14 protein-coding genes are annotated in these 18,450 nt (G+C 38.9%); 10 read left to right on the forward strand and 4 right to left on the reverse strand.

Translation table 11 applies throughout. The annotated features are described in order from the left end of the window. Positions 1–128 precede the first annotated feature (128 nt). The gene (gene pobA / locus G9371_RS09960) at positions 129–1,343 is read left to right on the forward strand and encodes a 4-hydroxybenzoate 3-monooxygenase (protein ID WP_002157479.1); all 1,215 of its coding nucleotides are present in this window, start codon (positions 129–131) and stop codon (positions 1,341–1,343) included. A gap of 142 nt (positions 1,344–1,485) precedes the next feature. Here the strand turns inward: pobA and alr are convergent, their stop codons facing one another. Further along, on the reverse strand, positions 1,486–2,778 hold the full coding sequence (gene alr / locus G9371_RS09965; protein WP_004747594.1) for an alanine racemase: 1,293 nt from the start codon (positions 2,776–2,778) through the stop codon (positions 1,486–1,488). 1,246 nt (positions 2,779–4,024) lie between these two features. Here alr and G9371_RS09970 point away from each other — a divergent pair. The 7 genes from G9371_RS09970 (at position 4,025) to phnX (ending at position 12,116) form a co-directional block, all read left to right on the forward strand. Next, positions 4,025–4,747 (forward strand): UTRA domain-containing protein, encoded by a 723-nt coding sequence (locus G9371_RS09970; RefSeq protein WP_029424180.1) that lies wholly within the window; start codon positions 4,025–4,027, stop codon positions 4,745–4,747. Between the two features lie 91 nt (positions 4,748–4,838). Beyond that, on the forward strand, positions 4,839–5,876 hold the full coding sequence (locus tag G9371_RS09975) for a putative 2-aminoethylphosphonate ABC transporter substrate-binding protein (protein WP_023896934.1): 1,038 nt from the start codon (positions 4,839–4,841) through the stop codon (positions 5,874–5,876). Positions 5,877–5,898: 22 nt separating this feature from the next. Continuing rightward, positions 5,899–7,101 carry an ABC transporter ATP-binding protein gene (locus tag G9371_RS09980; protein ID WP_029424179.1) on the forward strand — a complete coding sequence of 401 codons (1,203 nt, stop codon included), beginning with the start codon at positions 5,899–5,901 and terminating at the stop codon, positions 7,099–7,101. Continuing rightward, positions 7,095–8,804 (forward strand): putative 2-aminoethylphosphonate ABC transporter permease subunit, encoded by a 1,710-nt coding sequence (locus G9371_RS09985; protein WP_029424178.1) that lies wholly within the window; start codon positions 7,095–7,097, stop codon positions 8,802–8,804. The genes G9371_RS09980 and G9371_RS09985 overlap by 7 nt, the downstream gene beginning before the upstream one ends. Positions 8,805–8,905: 101 nt before the next feature. After that, complete coding sequence (locus G9371_RS09990) at positions 8,906–10,060, forward strand: TIGR03364 family FAD-dependent oxidoreductase (RefSeq protein ID WP_029424177.1); 1,155 nt, start codon at positions 8,906–8,908, stop codon at positions 10,058–10,060. A gap of 26 nt (positions 10,061–10,086) precedes the next feature. After that, positions 10,087–11,274 (forward strand): 2-aminoethylphosphonate--pyruvate transaminase, encoded by a 1,188-nt coding sequence (gene phnW / locus G9371_RS09995; RefSeq protein WP_029424176.1) that lies wholly within the window; start codon positions 10,087–10,089, stop codon positions 11,272–11,274. A gap of 26 nt (positions 11,275–11,300) precedes the next feature. Continuing rightward, positions 11,301–12,116 carry a phosphonoacetaldehyde hydrolase gene (gene phnX / locus G9371_RS10000; protein ID WP_029424175.1) on the forward strand — a complete coding sequence of 272 codons (816 nt, stop codon included), beginning with the start codon at positions 11,301–11,303 and terminating at the stop codon, positions 12,114–12,116. A 223-nt stretch (positions 12,117–12,339) separates the two neighbouring features. Here phnX and G9371_RS10005 read toward each other — a convergent pair whose 3' ends face one another. After that, positions 12,340–13,590: an MFS transporter gene (locus G9371_RS10005; RefSeq protein WP_029424174.1), complete on the reverse strand. Its 1,251-nt coding sequence runs from the start codon at positions 13,588–13,590 to the stop codon at positions 12,340–12,342. A 61-nt stretch (positions 13,591–13,651) separates the two neighbouring features. After that, the gene (locus tag G9371_RS10010) at positions 13,652–14,803 is read right to left on the reverse strand and encodes an acyl-CoA dehydrogenase family protein (RefSeq protein WP_029424173.1); all 1,152 of its coding nucleotides are present in this window, start codon (positions 14,801–14,803) and stop codon (positions 13,652–13,654) included. A 331-nt stretch (positions 14,804–15,134) separates the two neighbouring features. On the opposite strand from G9371_RS10010, the gene G9371_RS10015 reads away from it, so the two are divergent. Beyond that, positions 15,135–16,352: a CaiB/BaiF CoA transferase family protein gene (locus G9371_RS10015; protein WP_029424172.1), complete on the forward strand. Its 1,218-nt coding sequence runs from the start codon at positions 15,135–15,137 to the stop codon at positions 16,350–16,352. A gap of 186 nt (positions 16,353–16,538) precedes the next feature. After that, positions 16,539–17,384 (forward strand): IclR family transcriptional regulator, encoded by an 846-nt coding sequence (locus G9371_RS10020; RefSeq protein WP_000996083.1) that lies wholly within the window; start codon positions 16,539–16,541, stop codon positions 17,382–17,384. A 67-nt stretch (positions 17,385–17,451) separates the two neighbouring features. On the opposite strand, the gene G9371_RS10025 is transcribed toward G9371_RS10020, so the two are convergent. Next, positions 17,452–18,261 (reverse strand): enoyl-CoA hydratase, encoded by an 810-nt coding sequence (locus G9371_RS10025; RefSeq protein ID WP_029424171.1) that lies wholly within the window; start codon positions 18,259–18,261, stop codon positions 17,452–17,454. Positions 18,262–18,450 lie beyond the last annotated feature (189 nt).

Genomic DNA, 18,450 nt, shown 5'->3' on the forward strand with positions numbered 1-18,450 from the left:
TTATTTTGGTTGTTTCTGTCCGCTATTCGGACAAACTAAATGATAAACGGTTATTTTCATCTTGAATACATAGTGAACAAAACTTAAAGCCAGTAATTTAAAAGTCAGGATGAAACAAGGATGAAGTTATGGATATTTTAAAGACACAGGTTGCAATTATTGGTTCTGGACCAGCAGGGTTATTGCTTGGGCAACTTCTATATAAAGCTGGAATTGATCATATTATTGTTGAGCAACGTAGTGCTGAATATGTGGCTTCACGGATTCGTGCAGGAATTTTAGAGCAAGTTTCGGTCGATTTACTTAAACAAGCAGGCGTTGACCAAAACTTAAAAGAAAAAGGATTACCACATTCGGGCATCGAAATCTTAACCAATGGTGAAAAGCATCGGGTTGATTTGGCTGCACTCACAGGTGGAAAACAAGTGACTGTATATGGTCAGACCGAAGTCACCAAAGATTTAATGGCTGCGCGTGAAGCAGCACAGCTCACTTCATTTTATGAAGCTCAAAATGTACAAGTAAAAGATTTCTACACTGCACCGAAAGTTGAGTTTGAGTACCAAGGTAAAGCTTTTCAAATTCAGTGTGACTTTATAGCAGGGTGTGATGGTTACCACGGTGTCTGCCGTGCCAGTGTGCCAGAAGACAAAATTAAAACCTTTGAAAAAGTTTATCCGTTTGGCTGGTTAGGGGTGTTGGCCGATGTCCCACCTGTAGCCGATGAACTCATTTATGTACAGTCTGAACGTGGATTTGCTTTATGTAGTATGCGCTCAGAAACACGTAGCCGTTATTATTTACAAGTCCCTTTAACAGATCACGTCGAAGACTGGTCGGATGAAAAGTTCTGGGATGAGTTAAAAAACCGCCTAGATCCTGAAAGCCGTGAAAAGTTAGTGACAGGTCCTTCTATTGAAAAAAGTATCGCACCGTTACGTAGCTTTGTGACCGAGCCAATGCGTTTTGGAAAACTATTTTTAGCAGGTGATGCTGCGCATATTGTTCCACCAACAGGAGCAAAAGGCTTAAATCTCGCTGCATCTGATATTGCTTATTTATCAAGCGCACTCATTGAATATTACGCCGAAGGTTCCGAACAAGGGATAAATGAATACTCTGAAAAATGCCTACAACGCGTATGGAAAGCAGAGCGTTTTTCTTGGTGGATGACTCATTTATTGCATCGTTTTGAAACTGAAAGTGAGTTTGACCATAAGATTAAACAAGCCGAGTTGAGTTATGTACTGGGTTCAATTGCGGGTAAAACAACCTTGGCTGAAAACTATGTCGGGTTGCCTTATGAAATTAAGCAAATTGATAGTTTTAAGCACGCCAGCTAAAGACTAAATAAAAGGGGCATGAAAATGCTCTTTTTTTATATAAGAATTTAAGTAGGATGTAATAGATTAAGAGATATGGTCATACTAAAAGTAGCCCCGATACTTTTTGAAATATAGGGCTACTTATCAATTCACCTAAAGTTTACTCAGCGGTTGCTGCAACTTTACTATTGGTTAATATCACTTGTTGTGGAGATTGAATAGGTTTAATCACTTGTGGATTAGAGTTACTCCATGGAGTATAGGCCTCTGTCAAAATATGGCCTGTAAGACTCGTTAAATCACTAGATTGAACCTCAGCATTGCCTTGACGTCCAAATAATACAACTTCATCGCCCGCTTTGGCTTCTGGAATATCTGTTACATCAACCATAACAGTATTCATTGATACTCGACCAACCACTGGCGCTTTTTGTCCATTTACTAAGACAAAAGCTTTATTACTAAAACTACGACGGTAGCCATCCGAATAACCGACAGGCAGGTTTGCAAGTTTGGAGTCACGTGTCAACGTATAAGTTTGGTCATAACCTACAGTTGAACCTTTAAGGTAATTATTAACTGCAGCAATTTGTGTTTTAAATGCCATCATGCGTTTATATTCTGGGTGATTAGGAAAATCTCCATAAATAATTGCGCCTGCACGGACCATATCTAAATGTGATTCAGGAACATTTACGGTAGCAAATGAATTTGCTGTATGTAATGTTAATTCTTTACGATTTAGTTTGGCTTTTTTAATCAACCATGCTGTTTGTTCATTAAATTGAGCTAGGCGCTCACGAACATATTTTTCATCTTCTACAGCATAATGGGTCATAATGCCATCAATTTTAAGATTTGGAAGCTTAGTGATTGCAACAGCTTGTTCTTTACCTTGAGCTGTAGACATTTCAAGACCATTACGATCCATACCACCCGAATTTAAAGCCAAGCTATAATGAACAGTTGTATTGTTCGCTTCTGCCCATTTAGAGATACGGGTAGCCTGATCATAATTACCCAAAAGCTCTTCGATATTTAACGCATGTGCATTGATGATTTCACTATCTGTGGCTGTACGTAAACGTGTAATTTTACCTTTATAGCCATGCTTACGCACCATCGCCGCTTCTGCATTACTGGTGATGCCAATACACGATACGTTTAACTTCATAACACTCGGCATAAGTAGGTCAATACTATGCCCATATGCATTTGCTTTCATGACTACACAAAGTTGTGTTTTGCCATTAAGTAATTGATTTGTCCTTTTAATATTATCTTCAAAAGCTTGAGTATCAACTTCAATCCATGCATTTGCTGTAGGTGCAGGGCTGATTTCATTTGTGATATGAGACGTGAGTAAAGGTGCAGCATGGGCAAATTGCATGGAACCGAATAATACCAATGCACAGCTATAAGCGAGATGCGAAAAATTTGTTTTAAGTTTCATGAGTTTTTTAATCTTTCCTGGCTGAATATGATTTAACGCTGGGTGGATTTTTATGGTTAAGTACAGAGATATAATTAATTTAAAATGTCACACGATTTGGTAGTAATAATAATTTCTCCTTAAAATATTACAGTCAGTGTTAAGTGAAATTTAATTTTGCTTAAACTGTATTCATAAAATTCGAATGTGATTTTAAATAATCTTAATTAAATCTAAATATACATTCATAAAAAAACAAGAAGAAAAGTTATTATATTTTTTTGAATGTTATTTTTTTAATCTAATTATTGACAATATTTCTAATAACAATTTTTAAAATATAACATTTGGTAAATAATTAACTTTATTATTACAAGAGGTTTTTTTATTTTTATTATTTATTGATTATGATTTTTTACCATTCGGTAAAATATAAAAAATATAGAGGTAAACATCCGAAACTTTGTTTTATGGCATATGAAATATTAAAATTATTATATTTATCATATATTTATATCTGTTTATTAAAATTATTTAGAAATTTTTGGTTATACCGTGACAAATTTTTAAGCATCAAATGTCATATTTAATAGTTTTTAATTAATTAATTTAAATTTTATAAATGAAATATTAATTAGATTAAATAAATAGTTGAGTGGTATTTAACCTTGGAGGTGTAGCTATGGTTTTGTTTAATAAATCGACGAATTGGCCTTATCTTGTCTTTTAAATTAAATTTGTTGTTTGAAATTTTGATTAAATTAAAATTTTATGTTTATTTTTAAATCAGGAAATTTTCTTAATATTTTAGTTTTTATTAAATGGGTGGTTTTATATTGAGAGTTTTTAAATATAAGATGGCGGGTTTGTTTTTTAAATTACTCAAGAAGTTTTGGGGTTTTATTGACCATACTATTCTAATTCTACAAGGCAGTAATATAGGGGGGCGGATATTGAGTGTTAGTACAAATCCTCAATTCCTGTGTAAGAGTCAGTACAAAATATGAATTTTTATCTTAAATAAGTGTTTCAATAAATATGATGTAATGACTAAGCTATGCCGTTTTCCTTGATAAACAGATGAGTCAAGGAAAGTTTTCCGAAGCCAGAGTACGCGTGCACACACGATTTTTTATAGAAAAGCTGAATTGAAGAAAAGGGGGGAATAGGACGCGTTTTGCTCAAAAGATCAGCATTAATAAAAGCTTTTGTCATGTTTTTTCAGTATATTGCTATTAATTTCTTTATTTATAAATTCTAAGTTTGTATGGAACAGGACCAAGCTCGCATACCTAAATATATTCCTATTCGCGATGCAATTGCTCATGATATTGAATCTGGCGTATTAGAAGCCCACGCAAAACTCCCTTCGGAAAGAGTGCTTTCTGAACAATTTCAAACCACACGAGTAGCTGCACGTGAAGCTTTACTGGCTTTGGAAACTGATGGTCTGATTTATCGACTAGACCGCCGTGGTTGGTATGTTCGTTCTCCTCGTATTATTTATCATCCGCAGTCGACTAAAAACTTTAATCAATTTGTGATTGAACAAGGTTATGAACCTTCTACAGAAGTGATTTCGAGTGAACTGACTCAGGCCACTTCTTGGGATGCCAAGCATTTAAAAGTTGAAAAAGGCCATCCGATTTATTCAGTTTGGCGACGTCGTTGTATTAATGGACGACCTGTTTTGGTTGAACATTTAAGGGTAAATGCCGAGCTTTTTCCCGAGTTTTTAACTCATGATCTCAAGCAATCCATTACTTTACTGATGGCAAATCAATATAACTGCCATATCACCAGAGCTGACATTAACCTCTATCCAACCGCTTTATCGGAACAGCAGGCCAAAGTACTGCATGTCAATGTGGGCGCGCTCGGTTTATATATTTGCCGTAGCAACAGAAATGAAGAGGGCGTGATTACCGATGTTGACCAAGAATATTGGCTACATGATGTTTTAGATTTACATTTCGAAGCGCGAGCATAAAAATACAATCTGGTTTAAACCAGATTAATTAAACTGTCATATAAAGCTGTTGAAATACGATCATCAAATAATTGCATTCGATGGTTTGCAGATGAAACAGTATGTTCAACAGACAATTAAACTCGGTACTGCATCAGTTTTAGGTGTAGTAGTTGCTATTCAAATGGGATGTTCATCAGCAACATCAAAACAATCAGAAGAAATTACAGTCTATACGGCAGTGGAAGCCGACCAACTTAAGCAATACCAAGAAGAATTACACAAAGCCTATCCTGAACTCAAAGTAAAATGGGTACGTGATTCAACTGGTGTAATCACCGCTAAACTTTTGGCAGAGCAGAAAAACCCACAAGCGGATGTGGTTTTTGGTGTGGCTTTAACCAGTTTGCTGGTCATGGAAAAGAAAGACATGCTTGAGCCTTTTAAACCTGAAGGCGTGCAAAATCTAAAATCGGAATTTGTAAGTCAAAAATCTGTACCAACTTGGACGGGTATGGATGCATGGGAATCTGCAATTTGTGTCAATAAAGTCGAATTAGAAAAACGTAAGTTACCGATTCCAAAAACTTGGAAAGATTTAACCAACCCCATTTATAAAAACTTAATTGTGATGCCAAATCCAGCTTCGAGTGGCACAGGCTATTTAGATGTCACGGCTTGGATACAAATTTGGGGTGAAAAGCAGGCATGGGATTATATGCAGGCTTTGGATAAAAACATTTCACAATATCCTCATTCTGGTTCAAAACCTTGCAAGATGGCAGCACAGGGCGAAATCCCAATTGGTGTTTCTTTCGGCTATCCGGCATTTAAATTAAAAGCAGAGGGTGCGCCTTTAGAAGTGGTTTATCCAACTGAAGGTTTAGGCTGGGAAATGGAAGCCTCAGCAATTGTGAAAGGAACGAAGAAGCTAAGTAGCGCACAGAAATTTATAAATTGGTCGGTGAGCAAAGCGGCAAATGAAGCCTATGCCCATAACTTTTCAATGGTGGCCTATAAAGGCATCGAAAATACCACTATGGACTTCCCGAAAAATCTTCCTCAAATGCTGGTGAAAAATGATTTTTATTGGGCGGCCGAGCAGCGTGAACGTATTTTGGCTGAATGGTCAAAGCGTTTTGAAAAGTGATCTTTTAGATAAGGGCCTCATTATGCAAATACCTTCGTCATTGCAATCATCGCTGCTAGGTCAAAACCAAAAGAGCGAGTTAGCAGGGCATTTATTGTCGACCTTAACGACCTATAAATATCCTGAACATGGCCCCTCAGTTTTAGAAGTGATGGATATTCAAAAAAAATTCCAACACTTTCAGGCCCTAACGCATATTAATTTAGACCTGAAAGCGGGCGAGTTCGTGAGCTTTTTGGGACCTTCTGGATGCGGTAAAACCACATTGCTACGCATAATTGCGGGTCTAGAAAAACCTGATTATGGAAAGGTTATAAAAAAGGGCGCAGACATTACGTTGTTGAGTGCTGAAAAGCGTCACTGTGGCATTGTGTTTCAGAACTATGCGTTATTTCCAAACTTAAATGTAGAAGAAAATATTGCCTTTGGCTTAGATAAAAAGAAATGGGATAAAGCACAGCGTAGCCAACGGGTTCAACAGTTATTAGAAATGATTGAGTTACCTGATATTGCTAAAAAATATCCAAACCAATTGTCGGGCGGTCAGCAACAACGTGTTGCGCTTGCTCGGGCAATTGCGCCGAAGCCTGATATTTTACTATTAGATGAACCCTTGTCTGCTCTCGATGCTCAGGTACGTCTAAACCTAAGACAAAAGATCCGTTCGATTCAAACGCAGCTTAATTTGCCAACCATTATGGTCACACATGACCAAGAAGAAGCATTAAGTATTTCTGACCGTGTTGTAGTCATGAATCATGGTGTCATTGAGCAAATTGATACGCCGCACAATATTTACTACAAGCCACAAACCCAATTCGTTGCCAAGTTTATTGGTACCATGAATTTTTTAAAAGCCACTTGCGCTGTACCGAATCAGCTCGAGGTTTTAGGTTTTATTCCTCTAAATTTGGAGCAACAAAAACTTAAAGCAGGGGAAAATTACAGCATTGGTTTTAGACCTGAAGCTGTCGAGTTGGTTGATGATTTTGGTAGTGATAAAGAGTCGTTGTATTTGCCAGTTAAAGTATTAAGCACTGAATTTTTAGGTGCCAAGCGTCGTTTATTTTGCGCTATTTATATCGATGGAATTGAGCAGGCAAAACACCTTTTGCAAATTGAAATTGAAAATACCAAGTTCAAAACTTTGCAAGAACTGATGTTTATAAAAGTGCCTAATCAGCTCATTCATGTCTTTGACGAACAAGGGTACGCACTATGTTAAATGAAGCTGCTTCAGCGGTTTTAAAAACACAGCCGCGTCGAAAAACTGAATATTCATTAAGATCAAATGTTGCTTTAGCAGCCGTTGCAATCGCTTTAACTTTAGCGATTATTGCTCCTTTAATGATGTTGTTTGAAACTGCATTTTTTGATGAAAATCAAAATTTTGTTGGTTTTGAAAATTTTTATAACTATTTTGCAAGTCCAGCTTTACTCAGCTCTGTATTTAACTCGGTGTGGGTTGCTTGTGCTGCTACTGTCATTACAGTATTTCTTGCCAGTATTTATGCTTTTGCTCTCACCAATGTGAATATAAAAGGCAAAGGCTTCTTTAAACTGGTGGCTTTTTTACCGATTTTAGCGCCGTCACTTTTACCTTCTTTGGCACTGGTTTATTTGTTTGGTAAGCAAGGTGTGTTTAAACCTTTGCTGGGCGATATACAAATTTATGGTCCAATCGGTATTTTAATCAGTTACTGCTTTTGGCTATTTCCAGCAATTTTAATGTTGATGATGGTGTCTTTTCGCAGTGTCGATCAGCGTTTAATTGAGGCATCTTTGTCACTGGGTAAAAATATCTGGAAGACGCATTATCACGTCACACTACCTGCAATTCGTTATGGACTCATCAGCGCAAGTCTAGTGGCCTTTATTTATGTGTTGACCGATTTCGGAATTCCGAAAGTCATTGGCGGTTCATTTAACATGATGGCGCTTGATGTCTATAAACAGATTATTGGTCAGCAAAATATGAGCATGGGTGCGGTGATTTCCATCTTATTATTGCTACCAGCAGTGTTCGTCTTTATTTTCGATCGTATTCAAAGCAAACGTCATGCACGGTTTCAAGCCTTTCAGGCTAAACCTTATGTTTCAGCATCGAATAAAAAACTTGAAGTTGTTCTGAGCCTATTTTGTGGGTTGGTTTCAGGGGCGATTTTACTGATTATCTTTACGGCAGTGCTGGCTTCATTCATTCAGTCTTGGCCTTATGATTTGTCTTTGACCTTAGCGCATTACAGTTTTGAATATGTCGATGGTGGCGGTTGGGCGGCGTACTTCAACTCAGTCCGCATGGCACTCTTTAGTACGGTTTTGGGAACAGCACTGATTTTTATGGTGGCACTATTAACCGAACGTTTTAAGGCACATCAATTCATTAAAAACTATGTGCAAGCTTTGGTTTTATTACCACTTGCTGTGCCGGGGCTGGTTCTAGGTATTGCTTATATTTTGTTTTTTAACCAGCAGAGTAATCCGTTAAATGTGCTGTATGGAACCATGACCATTTTGGTGATTTCAACCATCGTGCATTATTACACTGTGCCACACCTCACTTTAACCAATGCCATTAAACAAATTCCGCTACAGCTCGACCAAGCAGCAGAAACTTTAGGTACATCGAAGTGGAAAACCTTTTGGAAAGTGTATTTGCCTATGTGTTTTCCAGCGCTATGCGATGTATCGGTCTATATTTTTGTGAATGCCATGACCACTGTGTCAGCTGCGATTTTCCTTTATTCACCAGACACCAGTTTAGCTGCTGTAGCTGTTTTAAATATGGATGATGCAGGAGATACTGTTGCTGCTGTTGCGATGAGCATTTTGATTTTAACCACCTCATGTGTTGTAAAACTCATTCACTGGTTATTTACCAGAAAAATTATGGCAAGAAGTCAGCAATGGCGTGAAAGCGCTCACTAAGTTTTAGCTAAACACAATTTTTATTTAACCGACAGAAACAAAATGCTTTGTTCAACAAGGCAAGGGTTTATTCATCCTAAATCTCGCAAATTGGAAGTCTTATGAATCACGTACAGTTTGATTTAATTGTTGTCGGAGCCGGTATTTTAGGTTTGTCCGCTGCCATACAGGCACAAGAACAAGGCTTGAAAGTTTGCATCTTCGAGAAAAATGCCAAGCCTGTGGGCGCAACACACCGTAATTTTGGCATGGTTGGAACATCGACTTTAACCCATCCAGAGCAACAGTGGCGAAAGTCCGCTCTTGAAACGCGTTCTTTTTATCAACGCATTCAGGCTGAAACCGATATTTCATTTGAGCAAAGACAAGGTGTGTATCTGGCAAATACGGCACTTGAATGGCAGGTTTTAAATGAGTTTGCCGAGCGTGCAAATAGCTACCAAATTCCAGTTCATTTGTTTAGCCATGAGGAATTGGTCACCCAATTTTCCTATTTAAACCCCGAGCAGCAGTTTCAAGGCGGTTTGGTTTTTGAAGAAGACTATTCGGTCGAACCGCATGTGATTGGGCAGCGACTATTGGCATATGCCAAAAGAAAAGGCGTAAAGATTTATACCAATGCTTGTGTTGTTCAAACCCAATATCAACATGAAATTTGTCAGGTTCGTTTGGCAAGTGGCGAAGCATACCGGGCAAATAAAGTTTTGATTTGTCACGGTGAAATCATCGATGTTTTATATCCGGATCTCTTACAAAGCTTGAATCTGAAACGCTGTGGCTTACAAATGGCCCTGACTCAACGGTTTCACCAAAAATTAAATGCTTCTCTTTATTCAGGCTTATCTATTTCACGTTATCCGGCTTTTGAAATTTGCCCAAGTCATGCCGAGCTAGTTAAAGCATCACAGCAGGGTTTCATTAAAGAATTTGGTATCCATATTCTGATTAAACAAAATGAATTTGGCGAACTGATCGTAGGCGATAGTCACGAATATCATTCGATTAATGAAGCGCCTCAGTTCGAGCAACGCGAAGAGATTAATGAGTTTATTCAAACGTACTGTCACGAAAAAGTAGGGCTGACTTTACCTCCAATTCAAAAACGTTGGAATGGTTATTACCTGACCCATGAACATGAGTTGGCCTGTATCACTGAAGCTGAAAAAAATATCTTTCTGGTAAGTGCAATTGCTGGTAAAGGCATGACCACGGGGGCTGGATTTATGAAAGAAGTATTGGAACAAAATATTTACTAGTTTGTCATCTGGTTTAAACCAGATTGATGTATATTGAAATGAACGCGAAAGAAATGAGTACCATTATGAACATGCAACCCCAACTCGATATGGATTTAGAGAACAAGTATTTGCTTCTTACTCCAGGACCATTATCAACATCGGCAACAGTACGCCGTGCCATGCAAAAAGACTGGTGTACTTGGGACCAAGAATACAACTCGCTGGTACAAGATATTCGTAATCGACTGGTAAAGTTGGCAACCAGCGAACCTGAAAAATATACGGCTGTGTTAATGCAAGGCAGTGGAAGTTTTGCTGTAGAGTCTGTGCTTGGGTCAGCTATTCCGCGTGATGGCAAAATCTTGATCATTAATAACGGTGCATACGGTGCACGTATGGTGCAAATGGCGCGTTGCTTAAATATTGAAGTGATCGAGCTGAACTATTTAGAAACCCAAACACCAGATTTACAAGAAATTGAGCGCGTTTTAGAAGATAAAACCATTAGCCATGTTGCTTGTGTGCACTGTGAAACCACCACAGGTATTTTAAATCCGATTCAAGAGATAGGCCGTTTAGTTAAAGCGGCAGGAAAAATCTGGATTGTGGATGCCATGAGTTCATTTGGTGGAGTACCTATAGATATTGCTGAGCTTGAAATTGATTTTCTGATTTCAAGTGCAAATAAATGTATTCAAGGTGTTCCGGGCTTTGGCTTTATTTTGGCAAAGCGTGATTGTCTAGAAGCATGTAAAGGCTTGGCACGTTCGGTCAGTCTCGATTTATATGACCAGTGGAACACAATGGAGCAGCATAACGGTAAATGGCGTTTTACCTCACCAACCCATGTGGTACGTGCATTTTATCAAGCATTGCTTGAGCTTGAGACAGAAGGCGGTGTTGCTGCACGTTATCAACGTTATTTACAAAACCAACAAACCTTATCTAAAGGTATGCAACAACTTGGCTTTGAGTTGGTACTTGGTAAAGAGTGCCCACAATCACCCATCATTACCACTTTTCTGTACCCGACAGCCGAAACATTTAGCTTCCAGTCATTTTATGAAACACTGAAAAAATCAGGTTATGTGATTTATCCGGGCAAAGTCACAGATCTCAACTGCTTCCGTATTGGCAATATTGGCGAAGTGTATGTACAGGACATTGAGGGGCTTCTTGCTGCAATTGCGAGCTACTGCGAAAACCACCTAAACCAAGCTGTAACAGCATAATTTTTATTAAATTAAGGGGATACATCATGACAACCAACAACACACAAATTCAGGCTGTGGTTTTTGACTGGGCTGGTACAACAGTAGATTTTGGCTCACGCGCACCAATTTTGGCTTTTATGGCTTTATTTAAAGACAATAAAGTTGAAATTACGGTTGAAGAAGCGCGTGCCCCAATGGGCTTAGAAAAACGTGACCATATTGCAGCTGTTTTAAAAATGCCGCGTGTAGCAGCGGCATGGCAGGAAGTATACGGGAAGCCTGCAACTGAAGCAGATATTGACCGTTTATATAAAGACTTTATTCCATATCAATTAAATTCTATTCCAACATGTTCTGCTTTAATTCCGGGTGCATTGGAAGCATTTGAAAATATTAAAAAGCGTGGTGCAAAAATTGGAAGTAACACGGGCTATGCATCCATGATGATTGGCCGCTTGGTCAAAGATGCTGCCGATCAGGGCTACCGTCCAGACTGTATCGTTACTGCCAGCGACGTGAAATATGGCCGTCCATATCCTGAAATGCTATGGAAGAACTTAATTCAACTCGACGTATCAGACATCAAAACTGTTGTAAAAGTAGATGATACCGTGGTGGGCATTGATGAAGGTTTAAATGCCGGATGCTGGACAGTCGGACTTGCGATTAGTGGCAATGAAGTCGGTTTAAGCTATGAAGAGTGGAGCGCATTATCGGCCGATGAACAGATTGTTCTAAAAGATAAGGCATACCAAAAAATGAATGCGTCGGGCGCTCACTATGTGATTGATAGTGTCGCTGATTTGCCAAATGTTTTAGATGATATTGAACGCCGTTTGGGGCAGGGTGAACGACCTTAAACAGAGTTTAGGTCTATATATTTTTAAGCTTAGCTCCCTTGGGAACTAAGCTTACCTAAAAAATTAAAATGAAGAGTAATAAACTCTACATATGTGGAAATAAGGAGTAACTTTGAGGAGTAAACTCCTTATTTCCTGCTAACCATCTAAAACACATGTTTAGATCTTAGCGCCATCAACCAGATAGGCATAGGACCTATAGGATTTTTTGTGATGGATCTCTTTACGACTTTTGAGGGTCGTATATTTTTTCTTTAATGAATAGGGCTGGTATCACACCACAAATGAGGTAGGCAGCACCCATGACGACAAAGCCTAACCCAATTGAGCCGCCAGAGGCTAAGAAACCAATCGTTGCAGGGGCTAATGCAGCGCCTAAACGTCCGACGTTATAAGCACCACCAATGGCTGTACCGCGAATGGCTGTCGCAAAGCTTTCGGTCATGTAGGTTGCATTTACGCCATACGGGATGCCGTAGAGAAAACCAAAGGTGACCAGTAAATATAAAATGTTGCTTGGTGAGTTATAAAAAACGATCAGAGGTAGGAAAATAGCAGTACCAATTGCACCAAAAGCATAGGTAAAGCGACGCCCTAATTTATCGGCCATCATACCCGCAAGAACTTTACCCAAAATCATGGCGGTATACGTACCTACCATATAAGCGGTCATTTCCTTAAACTTCATACCCAGTTCGCTTTCTAGATATGACGGCATCCAGTTATTTACGCCATAGTAGCCAAACTGTAAGAAGCCAGCTGTTAAAGCCCATAAGATAAACATATTACGGTTTCGTTTATCTTGGAAAATAAGCTTAAATGCCGAGGTTTTCGATGCGTTTTGAGTCACAACAGGTTGTTGTAGTCGAGACTTTTGCCATGCTTCTGGTTCGGGTACAAGCACATGCATGAGAATGGCAATAACAACAGGAATAATCGCAACATAAAACAGCATGCGCCAGCCATGATCAGGAATAATCCAACCTGCAAGCAAGGTCGCAACAATATAGCCGACGGTCCAGCCAGCTTGTAAAGTGCCCAGTACTGTAGTGCGATAACGGGTTGGAACATATTCGGCCATGAGGGTATTACAGGCGATATAAAGTGAACCCAAACCCAGTGATGCAAAAAATCTTAAAATACCAAACTGAAGAAAGCTTTGGGTGAAACCTAAGCCACAGGTGAGGAGCGAGAAAGTTAAAATAGAAATAACAACAATGCGCACGCGACCAAATTTATCGCATGCCCATCCCCCAAAAATTCCACCAACAGCCATACCTGCCAATGTAAAACTGCCAAGCATACCTGCTTGTACTGAACTTAATCCAAAATCTGCCTTAATACTATTTAAGCTATAAGACAGCAGCATCAAATCTGCCCCATCTACCAATAGTGCTAGAAATGCAAAAATAAATGCTATTTTCCACGTATGAGGTTGTATACGAGAAAGACCTTCTTTGTAATTTGTAGCCATAATCCATTACCTACATTTGATAAAAAGCACTCCAAGTCGTTTTAAAGTGCTTAAAATTTGGTTAAGACGTAGCGCGAATCATGTTTCGGGCAATAATCATTTGTTGAATTTGAGTGGTCCCTTCATAGAGGCGGAACAAACGAACATCTCGATAAAAACGTTCAATGGCGTATTCACTGATATAGCCCGCACCGCCGTGAATTTGTACGCAGCGATCAGCAACGCGGCCACACATTTCGGTTGCAAACATTTTTGCGCATGAGGCTTCAGTGCTAACGTTTTGTCCTGCATCGCGTAGGCGTGCAGCGTCTAAGACCATACATTTGGCGGCATAAATTTCAGCTTTCGAGTCAGCAAGCATGGCTTGAATGAGTTGGAATTCGGCAATTGGTTGTCCAAATTGCTTGCGTTCGATGGCGTAATTTAAAGAATCATCTAGCATTCGTGTTGCTGCGCCGACACTCAAGGCAGCAATATGCAAACGGCCTTTATCGAGTACTTTCATGGCAGTTTTAAAACCAACACCTTCAACACCACCAATGAGTGCCGAAGCAGGGATGCGGCAATTTTCAAAAATAACGTCACAGGTATGGGCGCCTTTTTGCCCCATTTTTTTATCGCGCTTGCCAAGAAAAATACCGGGAGTTTGGCTATCAACAATAAAGGCAGAAATGCCGCCAGCACCTTTAATGTCAAAGTTTGTGCGTGCCATGACTGTAAATACACCAGCATGAGGTGCATTGGTAATAAAGCGTTTGGTGCCATTTAAAATATAAAAATCACCATCTTTTACTGCACTGGTTTTTAAAGATGCCGCATCAGAACCTGCATCCGGTTCGGTTAAGCAAAAAGAGCTGATCACTTCACCACGTGCTAAACGCGGTAAGAAAAAGGATTTTTGTGCTTCGGTCCCATCAATAATCAGGCCACTTGAGCCAATGCCATTATTGGTCCCAATGAGAGAACGAAAAGCAGGAGAGGTACGACCCAATTCAAAAGCCACATAGACTTCTTCTTCCATTGTTAGTCCAAGACCTTCGTACTCTTCAGGAATGGTTAAACCAAATAAGCCGAGAGCTTTCATTTGCTCAACGATATCTTGAGGAATTTCATCTGTTTCAGCGACTTCATTCTCATGAGGAATTAATACACCTTCAACAAATTGTCGAATCATATCAACAAGTTGATTTAAGGTTTCCTGATCTCGAATCATAGTCTCGTCCTTTTACTACATGCAGAAAACATCAATGTGATGTTCGTAAAATCACCAATATTTGAAGCGATAGTAATCAAAGGACGAACGCAAAACAATATATTTTGAAAATTAATTTCGCAATGCGATACTCTGTTGTTGATTTATATTTGGCTAATTTGTTGATTTATTTAAGCTATATTTTCTTGTAAAAAATCATTATTTTTAGTGGAAAATTAAAGTTTGATTTTTCAAAAGAGGTGTGTATATTAAAAATATATATCGCTATGCGAAATTTTAAATGGATAAGTTTTCCTATAGGAAATAAGTCACAAAATATAGTGGGATAAAGATGGGTGCTTTAAATGGAATTCGGGTGCTTGACTTAAGTCGGGTATTGGCTGGGCCTTGGTGTGGGCAGATTCTTGCCGATTTAGGCGCAGAAGTAATCAAGATTGAACGGCCGAAAGTTGGTGACGATACCCGTTCTTGGGGACCACCTTGGATGAAAGATGACTCAGGCCAAGATACTCAAGAAGCCGCTTATTATCAGTCAACCAACCGCAATAAACTATCGGTTGCCATCGACATTGCCAATCCTGATGGCCAAGAATTGATTAAAGCGCTTATTCAAGATACCGATGTCGTGATTGAAAACTACAAAGCGGGTTCTTTAAAGAAGTACGGTTTGGATTACGAGTCTTTATCTGCGATTAACCCTAAACTGGTGTATTGCTCGATTACTGGTTTTGGTCAAACTGGCCCAAGAGCAGAAGAGCCCGGTTATGACTTTATTATTCAGGGCATGGGCGGACTCATGTCAGTTACAGGTGAGCGTGATGATTTGCCGGGTGGTGGTCCACAAAAAGTAGGCGTTGCATTTTCTGACTTAGCCACGGGACTTTATTCTACGATTGCCATACAGGCTGCTTTACTCAACCGCCATGTGACGGGTTTAGGCCAATATATTGATATGGCTTTGCTTGATGTTCAAATTGCCACAATGGCAAATCAGGGAATGAACTATCTTTCATCGGGTAATATCCCTAAACGTTATGGCAATGCACACGCCAATATTGTGCCTTATCAGGTATTTAAAGCTTCTGATCGTGATTTTATTATTGCATGTGGAAATGACACTCAGTTTATTCAACTCTGTCGAAGTATTGGTTTACCCGATTTACCAAATGATACGCGTTTTGCCCGAAATGCAGACCGAATCAAGCATCGTGATGAAATTATAGGAATTTTACAAACACACTTTTTAACAAAAACAGCCGATGAATGGGTAGATGCAATATATGCGGCTAAAGTTCCCGTAGGTGTAATCAATAACTTGGAACAAGCTTTTCAAGAACCGCAAGTGATTGCCCGTGAAATGTTAGTCGAGATGAACCATCCTCAGCGTGAAAAACTGAAGGTAATTGGGTCACCAATCAAACTTTCTAGAACACCCGTTGAATACAAAACAGCACCGCCGCTGTTGGGTGAACATACGCAGGCCGTTTTGGGGCGAATAGTTTCTTCAGAAAAACTGGCTGAGCTCAAAGAAAAAGGTGTAATTGGGTAGGTGGTTTAAAAGCGGAAGGTTAAAATTATATTTAAAATCAGAAAATAAAATATTTAATCTTTCGCTTTAATGAGTTAAATGAAGTTATCTTTTAGATGCAGACTCGGATGTTTGCTCTTTTGCTATTTATAGAAAAAATAGATTATAATTTTCGCAGTGCGAAACAAAATATGGATTGGTATGACAATGAACGATGCAGTTGATGCAGAACAGACAGAAAAATTATTAGCGCCTTTAAGGCATGAATTATTACATCCGATTGAAGACATGCAGGATGAAAATGATCGCCAATTTATTACTGCATTAGCACGTGGTTTAGAGCTATTACGTTGTTTTACGCCTAAACATCAGCATTTGGGCAATCAAGAGCTTGCTCAGATGACAGGTTTGCCAAAACCAACCATTACTCGCCTCACACATACCTTGTCGCGTTTGGGTTATATAAAACAAGTACCTAACTCAAGCAAATTTCAGCTTTCAGTTGGAGTTCTTGCTTTTGGTTATTCGATGCTGTCTAACGTATCGATTCGCTCTATTGCTCATCCATATATGAAAAATTTGGCAGACTATGCTGGCGCTGCTGTAGCCATGGCAACACGTGATCGACTCAATATGATTTATCTTGACGTGGTGCAAGGCAAAGGCAATATGACCATGCGCCGTCAAGTCGGAACGTATTTACCGATTCATTTAAGTTCGATGGGACGTGCATGTTTAGCTGCCATGCCAGAAGATGAAAGAGAGTTCTTGCTTAATGCGATTCGTAACAAGCACAAAGAAGACTGGATCAAAATTAACCGTGATTTAGACAAAGCCTTTAAAGATTACCAAGATTTTGGATACTGTTTTTCTATTGGCGAATGGCATAAAGATGTCAATTCGGTTGCGGTTCCACTCATTCATGAACAACATGGTTTATTGGTGTTTAACTGTGGTGGTCCAAGCTTTATTATGAACCGTGAAAAACTCGAAGAAGATATTGCACCACGTCTTTTACATATGGTGAATAATATTCGTACCGAGATTAGCTAAACCTATTTGATCCATTTATAAGAGCCAGCTTTGTTTTTTTCAAGGCTGGCTTTTTATTGGGTAAGCTTTAGGCTGTTTTGTTGTGAAAGTTCGGTTTCCGTTTTTCTTTGAAAGCACTTAATGCTTCTTTAAACTCGGAACCTTGTAAACAATGCGAGAAAATAGTCGACTCATGGTCAATACGATTGAGTAGATCATCAATTGGCATATCTCTTAGTAACTTTTTACTGAGCTGTAAGGCTTGGCTTGGTTTGTGAGCAAGTTTAATTGCCACATCTTCAACCACTTGATCCAGCTCATTGGCTTCAAATATTTCATTTACCAGACCATAATTTTTTGCTTGTTCCGCCGAAAACTTTTCACCGAGTAAAATAATTTCCGAAGCTCGAGCAAAGCCCAATAATCTTGGCAAGATGTAACTTGAACCCGCTTCAGGTACAAGCCCTAAATTCACAAAGGGGAACTGAAAAATAGAGTTTTGGCTTGCATATACAAGGTCGCAATGTAGAAGCATAGTGCTGCCAATGCCAATTGCCACACCATTTACTTTAGCAATAATCGGTTTTGGAAAAGTTGCTAAGCTTTTTAAGAAAACAATCGAAGCGGGTGGTTCTGAAGTGGTGGTATCTCGTTTTTCAAATGCGTTTACATCATTGCCGCTGGTAAATGCGGAGTCTTCACCAGTAAGCACAACCACATGAATGTCTTGATTGGTTGCAGCTTGATCTAATGCCTGACTTAAAGCTGCATACATTTCATAATTAATTGCATTCTTTTTAGTGGCATTACTCATGGTGAGCGTTAGTATATTTCTATCAAAATACTTATGAATTGTGCCTGTTTTAAGCTCGCTTTGGGTTTTGTTGTTCTGCTGCATCGTTCATTCCTTTAAATAATTTTCCGTTTAAAATTTAAACTGATGCTATCGAAAAATAATTCCGTTATCAATTATTTTGTTTTATATTGTGGTATAAAATTTTGTATTGTGAAATTTTTAACTTAAATTACTTTAAATACTGATAGGATTTATGTGTAAATAAGCATCTAGCCCTGCTAGGGAAATAAG

This window comes from Acinetobacter sp. EKM10A (assembly GCF_011075215.1).
GTDB lineage: Bacteria > Pseudomonadota > Gammaproteobacteria > Pseudomonadales > Moraxellaceae > Acinetobacter > Acinetobacter baumannii.